At 32.7% G+C, this 13341-nt stretch carries 10 protein-coding genes; 2 read left to right on the forward strand and 8 right to left on the reverse strand.

Annotation, left to right across the window (positions count from 1 at the left end):
• Positions 1-14: 14 nt before the first annotated feature.
• Positions 15-782: a TIGR03915 family putative DNA repair protein gene (locus ACUSJC_RS08450; RefSeq protein WP_449269131.1), complete on the reverse strand. Its 768-nt coding sequence runs from the start codon at positions 780-782 to the stop codon at positions 15-17.
• The gene (locus tag ACUSJC_RS08455) at positions 760-2040 is read right to left on the reverse strand and encodes a putative DNA modification/repair radical SAM protein (RefSeq protein ID WP_449269132.1); all 1281 of its coding nucleotides are present in this window, start codon (positions 2038-2040) and stop codon (positions 760-762) included. Before ACUSJC_RS08455 ends, ACUSJC_RS08450 begins: the two co-directional genes overlap by 23 nt.
• A gap of 188 nt (positions 2041-2228) precedes the next feature.
• On the opposite strand from ACUSJC_RS08455, the gene lepA reads away from it, so the two are divergent.
• Together lepA and ACUSJC_RS08465 are read left to right on the forward strand one after the other, a co-directional pair.
• Positions 2229-4025, forward strand: coding sequence for a translation elongation factor 4 (lepA, locus tag ACUSJC_RS08460; RefSeq protein ID WP_449269133.1), 1797 nt, complete (start codon positions 2229-2231; stop codon positions 4023-4025).
• A 121-nt stretch (positions 4026-4146) separates the two neighbouring features.
• Complete coding sequence (locus ACUSJC_RS08465) at positions 4147-8436, forward strand: choice-of-anchor L domain-containing protein (protein ID WP_449269134.1); 4290 nt, start codon at positions 4147-4149, stop codon at positions 8434-8436.
• 42 nt (positions 8437-8478) lie between these two features.
• On the opposite strand, the gene ACUSJC_RS08470 is transcribed toward ACUSJC_RS08465, so the two are convergent.
• The 6 genes from ACUSJC_RS08470 to ACUSJC_RS08495 form a co-directional block, all read right to left on the reverse strand.
• Positions 8479-8979: a hypothetical protein gene (locus tag ACUSJC_RS08470; protein ID WP_449269135.1), complete on the reverse strand. Its 501-nt coding sequence runs from the start codon at positions 8977-8979 to the stop codon at positions 8479-8481.
• A gap of 44 nt (positions 8980-9023) precedes the next feature.
• Complete coding sequence (locus ACUSJC_RS08475; protein ID WP_449269136.1) at positions 9024-10022, reverse strand: dioxygenase family protein; 999 nt, start codon at positions 10020-10022, stop codon at positions 9024-9026.
• Between the two features lie 54 nt (positions 10023-10076).
• On the reverse strand, positions 10077-10742 hold the full coding sequence (locus ACUSJC_RS08480) for a pirin family protein (protein WP_449269137.1): 666 nt from the start codon (positions 10740-10742) through the stop codon (positions 10077-10079).
• A 2-nt stretch (positions 10743-10744) separates the two neighbouring features.
• Positions 10745-11473, reverse strand: a complete 729-nt coding sequence (locus ACUSJC_RS08485; protein ID WP_449269138.1) for a dioxygenase family protein — start codon at positions 11471-11473, stop codon at positions 10745-10747.
• A 93-nt stretch (positions 11474-11566) separates the two neighbouring features.
• Entirely contained in the window at positions 11567-12253 is a 687-nt protein-coding gene (locus tag ACUSJC_RS08490; protein WP_449269139.1) for a LytR/AlgR family response regulator transcription factor, read from the reverse strand.
• Positions 12246-13295 (reverse strand): sensor histidine kinase, encoded by a 1050-nt coding sequence (locus tag ACUSJC_RS08495; RefSeq protein ID WP_449269140.1) that lies wholly within the window; start codon positions 13293-13295, stop codon positions 12246-12248. Before ACUSJC_RS08495 ends, ACUSJC_RS08490 begins: the two co-directional genes overlap by 8 nt.
• Positions 13296-13341 lie beyond the last annotated feature (46 nt).

The following is a 13341-nucleotide window of genomic DNA, read 5'->3' on the forward strand; positions in this document are numbered from 1 at the left end:
ACTAAAAGAAATGGTTACAGGATTTTTTTCTCGGTTAAATAACTCCAATACCTTTTAGGAACATGTTGTAAATGCAACTTGGTGTTTTTTCTTTCTTTAATGTTGGTGTGATCAAAATATTCTATCCATAATTTTTGATAGTTCATTTCGCTTTCGTGAAAAATAACATCTTTATCTTGATTAAATGTTTCTTTTTGATCGGGTAAAGAAATGATAGCGACTTCATTTAAATCATAGTAAATGCCATATTTTCGTTTTTCGTCATAAATAATCCATTTCTGATCTTGATATCGTTCTTTAAAATGAGCAGTGATTAAAGGTAAAACATTAAAATCGGGGTTAATTTTAGCAAAATAGATGTTGTCTTTTAATAATTCGAAGCGAACAAAAGCTTCCATTCTGTGTTTTTCTCTTCCAACACTTTTTACCAGTTTTGAAAGTTGTAGTACAAAAGGGTTGGAGTAATCATTCAAGATGTTTTTGCCAGGACAGGAAATAGCATAAAAAATAACATTGCTTATAATGTGTTCCATAGTTTCGCTTTCTGAAGAATAGGCGTATAACAATTGGCTGATGCCATTTTTACCTAACTGTTTTTCTAATCTGGTAAGAACTCTATCGGCTTTTTCTTTGTTCGTTATAACTAATGTTGCTTCACTAAAAAGTGCCTCCTGATATAAGGAAGATTTTGTAATAACAGCATCAACATGTTTATATTCGTAGATTTCGAATACAGCTGTTAGTAATCCTTCAAAAGTACTATCGTAAGAAAGAATGGTCATTCAATAGAGATAATTGGGAGCTAAATTGTTTTTCAAATTTACTTTTTGTTTCATTCAAAATCACAGTTTTTAGATGCATGCTGTCTAAGAATTGCAGATGTTTATTTGGATTAGCCACAGTTATAAAGTATTTTGCTCGGTTTGTTGCTACGCCCATTTTTTTAATATGTTCCAAGGTGAGATTCTGAAAACGTCTGGCCTGTACAATTTTGTGTGCTGATTTTACACCTACGCCGGGAATTCGTAAAATCATTTCTAAAGGGGCATATTGTAAATTCACGGGAAATTTGTCAATGTTGCGTAGTGCCCAACCTAATTTTGGGTCTACTTCCAAATCTAGAAAAGGATTATTTCTTTCGACAATTTCATCAGCTTTAAAACCATAAAACCGCATTAACCAATCGGCTTGATAAAGTCTGTTTTCTCTTACCATAGGGACTTGTGTGCCTAAAGCAGGCAAACGAGAATCATCAGCAACAGGTACATAACCTGAATAATACACTCTTTTTAAGTTGAAATTATTGTAAAAATGATCTGCGACTTTTATGATTTGAAAATCCGTTTCTTGTGTAGCTCCCACAATTAATTGTGTACTTTGTCCTGCCGGAGCAAATTTAGGAACAGATCTGATTTTCTTCTTTTCATCTTCATAGAGTATGATTTCATTTTTAACAAAGCCCATAGGTTTAATCATTTGCTGATGATTTTTATCAGGAGCCAACAGTTTTAATCCGGATTCTGTTGGGATTTCTAAATTCACGCTTAAACGATCGGCATACAAACCCGCTTCTCTCATGAGGTCATCGCTGGCTCCCGGAATTGTTTTCAGATGGATATAGCCGTTGAAGTTGTGTTCCAAACGCAATTTTTTGGCAACTCTCACTAAGCGTTCCATGGTATAATCGGCATTTTTGAAAATCCCGGAACTCAAAAACAAACCTTCAATGTAATTTCTTCTGTAAAAATTGATAGTTAAGTCGACTACTTCTTCAACAGTAAAGGCAGCTCTTTTAATGTCATTGCTTTTTCGTGTAACGCAATATGCACAGTCGTATATGCAAAAATTAGTTAAGAGTATTTTTAATAATGATACACAACGACCATCTTCGGTATAGGTATGGCAAATTCCGGAAGCAGAAGAATTTCCTAAGCCTTTTTCTTTGTTTTTACGATTCCCTCCGCTTGAAGAACAAGAAACATCATACTTTGCTGCATCGGCTAAAATTTCGAGTTTTTCTTTAATTCTATCGTAATTCATATTGTGTGTGATTTTTTTCAAACAAATGTAAGAAAAAAATAATACACTATTAGAATATTTTTTAAAACTTTAGCAGTTGTTTAAGCAGAATACATTATCTGAATAATAATACGTAAAATGTTAAAAACTTTGATTTATATTTGCAGATTAAATCCCCGTTATATTTAGGGAAAACGATAGATTTGAAGATGAAGAATATTAGAAACTTTTGTATTATTGCCCATATTGATCACGGAAAAAGTACGCTTGCCGACAGGCTTTTAGCGGCTACGCAAACTGTGACAGCTCGTGAAGAAAAGGCTCAGCTGCTTGATAATATGGATTTAGAGCGTGAGCGTGGGATTACAATTAAGAGTCACGCGATTCAAATGGAATATGTGCACAAAGGAGAAAAATATATTTTAAATTTAATTGATACTCCGGGTCACGTAGACTTTTCTTATGAAGTGTCTCGCTCTATTGCTGCTTGTGAAGGCGCTTTGTTGATTGTAGATGCTGCGCAAAGTATTCAGGCACAAACTATTTCCAATTTATATTTGGCTTTAGAGAATGACTTGGAAATTATTCCTGTTCTGAATAAAGTGGATTTACCAAGTGCCAATCCTGAAGAAGTTAGTGATGATATTATTGATTTGCTAGGTTGTGATTTAGAGGATATTATCCATGCTTCAGGAAAAACAGGTTTTGGTGTTGATAAAATCTTAGAAGCAATTATTGAAAAAGTTCCTGCGCCTAAAGGTGATCCGGAAGAACCGCTTCAAGCATTGATCTTTGATTCGCATTACAATCCTTTTAGAGGAATTGAAGTAATTTTCCGTGTGATTAACGGTGAAATTTCAAAAGGTCAGAAAATTAAATTTATGGCAACCGGTAAAGAATACTTTGCCGATGAAGTTGGAACATTGAAGTTAAATCAGGTTCCAAAAAATAAAATTTCGAGTGGAGATGTTGGATATTTGGTTTCTGGTATTAAAGAAGCTAAAGAAGTAAAAGTGGGTGATACAATCACTGATGCTAAAAATCCGACTACTAATATGATTACTGGTTTCGAAAATGTGAAACCAATGGTGTTTGCAGGAATTTACCCTGTGGATACAGAAGATTTTGAAGACTTGCGCGCTTCAATGGAGAAACTTCAGTTAAATGATGCTTCTTTAGTATTTGCACCAGAAAGCTCGGCTGCGTTAGGTTTTGGTTTTCGTTGTGGTTTCTTAGGGATGCTGCATTTGGAGATCATTCAAGAGCGTTTAGAGCGCGAATTTGATATGACGGTTATTACTACAGTACCCAACGTGTCGTATTTGGCATATACCAAAAAAGAACCGGAAACAGCTATTGTGGTTAACAATCCTTCAGACTTACCGGAGCCTTCAAAATTAGACAGAGTAGAAGAGCCATTTATTAAAGCAACGATCATTACCAAGTCAGATTTCGTAGGAAACGTAATGAGTTTATGTATTGAAAAAAGAGGTGTTATCACCAACCAAACGTATTTAACTCCCGAGCGTGTTGAATTAAATTTTGACATGCCCTTGGCAGAAATTGTTTTCGACTTCTACGATCGTTTGAAAACAGTATCAAAAGGTTATGCTTCTTTCGATTATCATCCTATCGGAATGCGCCAGTCTAAGCTTGTTAAGTTAGATGTTCTATTAAATGCGAATCAAGTAGATGCTTTATCGGCTTTAATCCATGAAGATAATGCGTACTACATTGGTAAGAAAATGTGTGAAAAACTTCGTGAGTTAATCCCAAGGCAACAGTTCGATATTCCAATTCAAGCTGCTATTGGTGCTAAAATTATTTCTCGTGAAACCATTAAAGCGTTACGTAAAGACGTTACGGCGAAATGTTATGGTGGAGATATTTCTCGTAAACGTAAATTGTTAGAGAAACAGAAAAAAGGTAAAAAACGTATGCGTCAGGTAGGTAATGTTGAAATTCCTCAAGAAGCATTTATGGCAGTGTTGAAATTGAATGACTAATAATATAAAAATCGGTTAAATTGCTTTTAGCCGATTTTTTTTGTCGTTCGCTATATTTTTAATAATTTTAGACTGACAGACTTTTATTGGTATCTATAAATAATAACTTTAATAAAGCATTATGAAAGGCTTGTTTTTAAAAATAGCTTTGTTTTTTAGTTTAGGCTGTCTTTCGCAAACCGTATCTATTGATAATACAACACACTCTGTAGATGGTTTAGTTGAAGTACTACTTGAAAATTCTTGTATCGATTTTGAAAATGCTTCATTATCATCAAGTCAATCTGTTGCTTACTTTTCGAGAAATGGTTCGAGTTTTCCTATAGAAAAAGGGATAGTAATTAGAAGTGGTAATGTATTGGATACTCAAGGAATCTATACCGGAAACAATATGGGTTCTACTACTACTAACGGAGGTACAGATTCTTTTTTACAAACGTTAAGTAATACGAGTAGCGGAACTACTGAATCAATAGTAGATTTAGCATATCTACAATTTGATTTTTCTTCTATTTCTGATTCATTCAATTTCAATTTTCTTTTTGCGTCCAATGAATATGGTCAGTATCAATGTTTGTCTAATGATATTTTTGCTTTTGAATTGATTGATTTGGCAACAAATTCAATAACCAATCTGGCTGTTATTCCGGATACTTCTATTCCTGTTTCTGTAAAAACAATAAAAAGTTCTACTTATAATAATACTTGTAGTTCAACAAATCCGGGTTTTTTTGGTGTTTATAATGTAGATACTCCTGCATCTTCAGTTATTAATATGAGGGGGTATACCATAAAACTTTCGGTAGCTTCACAAATTATTCCAAATCATCCCTATAGATTAAGAATGGTTGTTGCTGATTATTTTAGTACCAATTATGATTCGGCAGTTTTTATTGAAGCAGGAAGTTTTACAACTACTTTTGATTTAGGTGATGATAGAGTTATTTGTGCCGGAGATGAGTTTTTGTTAGATACTGAACTGGATAGCACTTATACATTCCAATGGTTTAAGGATAATGTATTAATCTCGGGAGAAACCGGAGCTACTTATAATGTAACTGATCCCGGAGTTTATAAAGTGATTATAGATAGAGGAACTTGTCATATTGAAGATACAGTGACTTTTTCTCCTTTAGTTGTAAATTCTCCTCAAAATTTATATCAGTGTAATTCGGGTGCAGCTCAATATTTATTTGATTTAACCCAAAATGATATTTCATACCTTGGGTTAGATTCATCTTTATATCAAGTATATTATTATGATTCACCAGTAAATGCACAGCAAAATATTTCTATTGATTCAAGTGAAATAACCGGTTTTCTGAGTAGCGGACAAACTATTTATATTAAGATATTTGATGTTGTTAATGATTTATTTTGTGAAACACTTTATCCATTCAATTTAATTATAAATAATGTAGTTGTAGCCGGAACTAATATTACAGATGAGACTTGTGAGGATCCAGATGGAATTTTGTATGATTTATCACAGAATGATACTGCGGTTATTAATGGGCAAACCGGTAGTTATCTAATCACTTATTATACTTCTGAAACAGATGCTATAGATGGAACAAATGCAATAGGTCAATATGTTACTATTCCTAGTGGAACAGAAACGATAATGTATTGGATACGTATTGAAGATGTTACTAATTCAAATTGTTTTGATGTAACTTCAGTAGAAGTAACAATAAATCCACAGCCAATAGTAGATTCTATAGATGATATTATAGAATGTACTGAAGCTTATTTGCCTGAAATTGTAAATGGTACTTATTATACTGGGACAAATGGGACAGGAACAAATTTGGGTCAGGGAGGATCAGGTACTTATGTTGATGAAGAAGGTGTTTATTACATTTTTGCAGGGCCAGATGTGAATGGCTGTACTAATGAAACTACTTTTACAGTCACATTATTAGACAAATATAAGCCTAATAATGATTATTGCGGACGATTCACTGTACCGGGAGTTCCAATGGGAATAGGAGGATTCTACACTGATTTTGGAGGGCCAAATGGTAGCGGGACACTGATATCACCAGGGACAGTCTTTACAAATACTACAAATTCAACGATAACTCAATCTATTTTTTATTATTCTGAAATAGAAGGAGTACTTTGTACAGATAAACAGTTTGATATTCTTATTCACCCAACGCCGCTTGTAGATAGTTTGCCGGATGTCACTTACTGTGATAGTTATACTTTAATACCCATCACAAATGGTAGTTATTATACAGGACCAAATGGAACGGGAACTCAATTAGCAGCAGGAGCAGTTATTACTTCAACAAGGACCATTTATATTTATAATCAAATTAGTCATATAAATTCGGATGGATCAACTGGATATTGTTCTGGTCAAACATTCTTTAGGGTTAATATTGTAAATGTCAATCAGTTTACTAATATTTATAGATGTGAAAGTTTTACTTTACCTGTTATTTATTTCGGAGGTTATTTTGATCAACCTGGCGGACAAGGGAATGCGATTAATCCTGCGATCCCTATAACATCATCACAAGTGATATATTATTTCGCACAAACTACAGAAATGCCAAATTGTACGGAGACGTTAAATTATAACATCACAATTTTTGGTAAGCCCGAAGTGGATGAAATTCCTGACGGAAATTATTGTGGTGAATTTATCCTGCCAGAACTTACCAATGGGAAATATTATAAATTACCTGGAGGACCAAATGTTTTTGGTCAACAAGAGATTGTTTCTCCCGATAATAAAATTGAGATAGGAGGAGTTAATCCGCCAGGTACTTATTATGTTTACAATCAAGAAATACATATACTTCAATCCGGAGGGCAAGTAGTATGTAATAATGAACACGCTTTCACAATTACTATTCAACCTTTCCCTTCTTTAGATCAGGCAATTAATACCAATGAATGTACTCCATATTCATTGCCACAACCTACATTAGGTAATTATTACACAGCTCCTGACGGTCCTTATGGCGTGGGGCAAATAGTTGATCCCAATACAGTTTATTCAACTACAGAAACTTTTTATCTATATTATGTTGATCCTAATACAGGGTGTACTATAGATAAGGAATTTCAAAGAATATATAAAGGAATAAATTTGCCTGATTTTCCGGATGTAACGCGTTGTGATAGTTATATGCTTCCCGCATTAACTAATCCAACTCCAAATCCGGAAGCAATCAATTATGTGAAATATTATTTTAATTCGGGAGGAGATCCGGTAGATGAAATAGATTTTGCTAACTATGTGTTTACGCCTAACAATACACCACAAACAGTTTATGTGTATGCTATTAATACGGATAATCACTTTGCTTTATGTGTTGAGGAAAAATCGTTTGTAGTAACAGTTTTGGAAACACCTGATTTATCACTTTATAATTATGGAGATTTAGACAATCAGAATTATTGTGGAGATTTTACTTTACCAGCTTTACCGACAGGTAATTTTAATATAAATTACTATACACAACAAGGAGGAAATCCGGCTGATATTGTAAACTCTAATGATTATGTTTTTGCTGTTGTACCAGATACAGAACCGGAAACGTATAATATTTGGGTGTATGCAGAAGCTTCAGGATATGATGAATCAACTAATACCGTTACAAGGTGTGCCGATGAAACACATTTTCAATTTATAATTTTTCCAAGACCAACGTTTGAGGTAGAAGGAGGAATTATTTGTGTAGATCCGGAGACAAATCAAACAATAAGAAGTTTGATGTTAGAAGCTGATTTGGATCCAAATGAATATGACATTGAATGGTATCTCGATGGTAATTTAATGGGCACCGGATTGACTTATGAAGCTACACAGGTCGGAACTTATACCGCTATGCCTATAAAATTTTCTACGGAGTTACCGCCCGATTGTAATTATGAGCCTGAAGAAGTGATTGTAGGGCAGTCTAGTAAGGCTCTTGCTCATGTGGAAGTTACATTTCCATTTGAGAATGTAGCCAATGACCAAGTACTCATAGATAGCGGATATGGAAATTATATTTATCAGTTGGATGACGGAGATTTTCAAACTAGTAATGTGTTTACTAATTTGAATTCCGGAGACCATGTCATTGTTGTTAGAGATACTTTTGGCTATTGTGGTCACTATACGTTGGCATTTACTGTGATTAAGTATCCCAATTATTTTACGCCTAATGAAGATGGTGTAAATGATACTTGGAATATTTGGGATTTAAGATCAGAACATCCGGAATCTGTGATTACGATTTTTGATCGTTATGGTAAATTCTTAAAACAAATTTCTCCATTGGGAAATGGTTGGGACGGAACTTATAACGGGAAAAAATTGCCTTCAACTGATTATTGGTTTGTTGTAGAATATGATTATGAAGGAGCAACTAGGTTTTTTAGAGCTCATTTTTCATTAAAAAGATAATTTTTTATACGGCTTAAATTTATTTGATAAACTTAAGCCGTTTTAATATTCATAATAACAGATAGACAGATTATTTTGAACGGGAAACATCAATGTTTTATATTGGTTGCTTTTTTCAATTTCGGTTGAAACCAAATAACAGTTGTTGATAATATCCAATAAAACTAAAACTGGAGAATAAAAAGTAATTCCAATTTTATGTTTTGAAATATCAGTACTATCAGTATTAATGATATCCAATTCATAATTGACAAAAGGGAAAAAATCTTTTCCAAGAACATCAGGAACTCGGTGAAATAATCCTTTTAATTGAGTTACATAACCTTTTGCCGCCATTCCGACTAAGAAATGAAGCTGGTTTGCTTTTTCATTTTCTACTAATAATTCTCTAAAAGTAGTTTTAGGATTTTCCTTTGAATTAAAAAGCTGGCTCTGCATTAAATATTCTTTATAAGTATCTTCAAAAACAAATCGATCCCAAGTAAAATTAGAATGAGCATCAATAATTATTCTATAGGCTAATCTTATTTTTTTGGTTTCCATAGTATTAAATTTATAAAAAAGAGGAAAAGTTTTCTTTTACAGATTTATTTAAAAATAAGTTGCTTGCTTTCTTCAAAGACTCCTGATTCATTTTGAATGCGAACTTTATAGATATAATTTCCGCTGCTTAAACCGTTTCTTTCTAGGAGAATTTCGTTTTGTCCTGATGTAAAATTATTTAAAGCAATATCGGAAACCAGTTTTCCTGACATGTCAAACAATTGTAGAGATACAATAGAATCATAAGGAAGATTAATTGGAATTACAGTAAAGTCTTCAGCAGGATTCGGATAGTTTTGTGCTAATCCAAAAGATGACGAATCAAAATCACTCGTAGATAATACTTGTCCTGCAACATAAATAGTATGACTTAAAGCGAAACCACCTGAAATTGTTCCCGATATCGTTGACATTTCATTTGACGTTCCGTCTGAAAAGACATTGTCCTGTGCATTGTATGTATAACCGGTCATTCCTTTAGTATAACCATAAGCTGTTGCAGAATTAACCTGAACTACAGCGCTATTTGTTCCTTCAGGGAATGCGATTTGTGTGACCAATAAAGAAGTTCCGTTAGGATCATAAATATGAACGTGAATGTGTGTAGCTCTACTTTGATACCACCCCGGAAAAATGGTTGTAAAAGTTACATTTCCGTTGCTATCCGTAATTTGTCGCCCTCTTAAAAAATTGTAATTGGTGTAATTGGCTGATTGCATCTGAGTTCCACCATATTGAGAATAGTTGCCATCTTTATCACAATGCCATATATCAACAATTGCATTTTGATAAGCAGAACAATTAGCATTGATATTGACAATGTTGATGGAAATGCTTAATGAAACACCGGTTCTGTCGCCAATAATATTATTTGTAGTATAATTAGCGGGATTGATGGTAGGGAAAGGACCTTCCGTTTCACTATTTGTACTAGTGCAAGTGAGTGTTTCCTCGGGTTGGTTTTCCGCAAAAATAAGATTAGGAGTTGCATGAGCGAGTCCTAAGAATCCAATACTGTTCCTTAAAAAATCTTTTCTTTTCATAATTGGGTAGTTTTAAGTAGGTAAGAGTTAAAAAGGTTAATAGCATATTTATTTCTAGAGAGTTTCAATAAGTAACACAAGACCATTTTTGACCAAGCATTCAAATTCGATTTCTTCAATATCCCAAATACCTAAAGCATCTCTATTCTCCAATAAGCGATTTTGAAATTCAAAAGCACCATTGATAATAAAAACCATAAGATTGCTATTCTTTGATTGTAAAACATATTCACCATCGATGCGATCTTGAAATAATCCTGTAGAAATTCGGACACCTTCGGTATTTAGAATGTCAATTAGCGTATTATTTTCGTATTCGAAATTGCCAATTTTTTTTGGTAAAACTTTTGTCGTTCTAATTTGAATGTAATTAATCCATTCTTTTTCGTAAGGATTAGTTAATATTAAAGTTTCCCCAACATTATATGTGTTAGAAAATATTTGGTGAATGTGAATGAATTTTACACTTTTATTTTCTTCAATATCAATGGCTCCGATTATTGGAATGATAATGATACTTTCTTCTTCCTCAAATGTATATTTGATGCTTTTTTGTGGCGCAAGTTGTTCCTCGTTAAAATATTTTAAACTGCCAAAAGGATTTCTATGTTCATTTCTATAATTTAAATAGTTGAACGTTGGAAAGCATTTATAATCAGCAGTGCTGATTATTCCTCTTTGTTGAGCTTTAAATATTTTAGCAGGATGTTGTACTAACATAATTAATTGGCAACTTTTATAGTGTGAGTAAGTTCAAAACCTTCTTCTATACTTCCGGTTATTGTAGACATTTCATTTGATGTTCCGTCTGAAAAAATATTGTCTTGAGCATTGTATGTGTAACCACTCATTCCTTTAGTGTAACCATAAGCCGTAGCTGAATTAACTTGAACTACAGCGCTGTTTGAGCCTTCAGGGAACGCAATTTGGGTAACTAAAAGAGAGGTTCCGGAAGCATTATAAATATGCACATGGATGTGAGTAGCTCTACCTTGATACCAACCAGGGAAGATAGAAGTAAAACCTACAATACCATCTGAATTTGTAACTTGTCTTCCTCTTAAAAAGGTATAATTGGAATAATCCGTAGCTTGCATTTGAGTTCCGCCATATTGAGAATAGTTACCATCTTTATCACAATGCCAAATATCTACAATTGCACCTTCTAACTCGGTACAATCGCTGGTTGTATCAACTACAGTAATAGTAATATCTAAAGTGATTCCGGTTCTGTCTTCTGTTATATCGGTTCTATTTAGTGTGGCAGGAGTAATCGTCGGAAATGGTCCTTCTGTTTCACTGTTGGTAACGGAACAACTTGTGTCTATGTCATTATTTTGAGTAGAAGTTGTTGAGTCACCATCATCGTTACTACAGGCATTTAAAATAGGTATAGATGTTGCTGTCAAACCTACTAAGCCTAAACCTTTTAAAAAATCTTTTCTATTCATAACATATTAATTTTTAATTACATAAAACTAGTTCTGAATTTGTTATGAACAAAAAAAATGAGGAGAACTGCTAATAAAAAGAGGAGAACATATTTATTTGTTAAACAAGTTAGAGATTAAATCTTTATAAGTATTGCCTATAGGAATAGTGAATTCTCCTATTTGTAATGATTTACTTTGAATACTTGAAACTTTTTTAAGAGGAATAATGTAGGAACGATGAACTCGTATAAAATCATTTTCAGGTAATTTTTCCAAAATATATTTTAAAGACATCCGACTAATTATTTTGGTTTGATCTTCTAAAAATATTTTAACATAATCATCTAATCCTTCGATAAATGCAATGTTGTCAAATTCAATTCGATGCAGTTTATAATCAGCACGAATAGAAAGGTGAGTTTGTATAGCAGTGTCTTTGATCAGTTTTAGTTGCTTGCAGACCTTCTCTATTGCTTGTACAAATCGTTCTTCTGAAAATGGTTTTAGCAGATAATCAGTAGTATTAATATTGAATCCTTCTAAAGCAAATTCGCTGTATGCTGTAGTTAAAATAAGTAGAGGTTTGTTTTTTAATTCTTTATAAAAATCAATGCCATTTTTATTAGGCATATTAATATCAAGAAAAATTAAATCTACTGGGAATTTATTAAGGTATTTTAAAGCTTCTGTTTGTTTAGTGAATGATTTTTCTAAACATACTTTTCCTGTGATATGGCAAAAATGCGATATAATGTTAAGTGCTAGGGGTTCGTCATCAATAGCGATAGCTTTAATCATCTAAAGAAAGTTTCAGTTCAACTTTAAAAGTTTTCTTATCATTAGTGATGTCAAGAGAATATTTACCGGAATAAAAGACATCTAATCTTTTTTTCGTGTTTTCAATCCCTTTTTCACTTTTAGAATTGTCTAAAGTTACTAAATTGACGATAGAATTTTCAATAGTAAGGAATAATTCTTTCTCTATGATTAAGATTTCTATTGAAACAAAAGAATCTTCATCTGGATTAATGCCATATTTAAAAGCATTTTCTATAAATGGTATTAGTATTAAAGGGGCAATTTTTTTACCATTCATTAAGCCGTTGATTTCAACTTTCAAATTAACATTGTCGTAAAGACGGAGCTTTTGAAGGGAAAGATAATCCTTAATATACTCTATTTCTTTATCCAGAGAAACGTAATCTTTTGAGCTTTCGGTAGTAACGTAACGCATGATTCCGGATAATTTCAAAACCGCTTTTGGTGCCTCATCTGATTTTTGTAAAGTTAAAGCATAAAGGCTGTTTAATGTATTGAACAAAAAATGAGGATTGATTTGAGCTTTTAAATAAGATACTTCAGCATTTAGTTTTTCATCTTTCATTTCGTGATAACGAACGTTTAATTTTAAAAGTAGAGATAGTGAGAAAACCAAAATAAATTGAAGTAGATCTCCATTGAAAACCGGAAAAAAAGGAGCATTTCGTGGTGGAATATTTTTTGGAAAATGATTGAAATCAGGAGGGATATTTGCTTCCGGATTAAAATTGGTTTGAAGAATCAGAAAATCAGGAATCTTAAGAATAATAAATAAACAGATAAGTATACTTAAAAAATAAAGTGTCCTTTTTCCGGGGAAATAGAATTTAGAAAGTAAAAAATAGTAATTAAAGTAAAAGAATAGTAACAGAAAAATCTGTCTTAAAAATTGGCTTAGGAAAGGTTTTATTAAGAAAAGATTAGTGTTGGAATTGAAATCGGGGGAACTCAATATGGGGATAAGCAAGAAACCGACGGATCCTATAATGTGAAATAACAACAATCTTTTCTCTTTAGGCATATCAAACAAATTACTTGTATAAAAGTAATAATTTATAAATGAAAAG

Source organism: Flavobacterium sp. U410 (assembly GCF_053570605.1).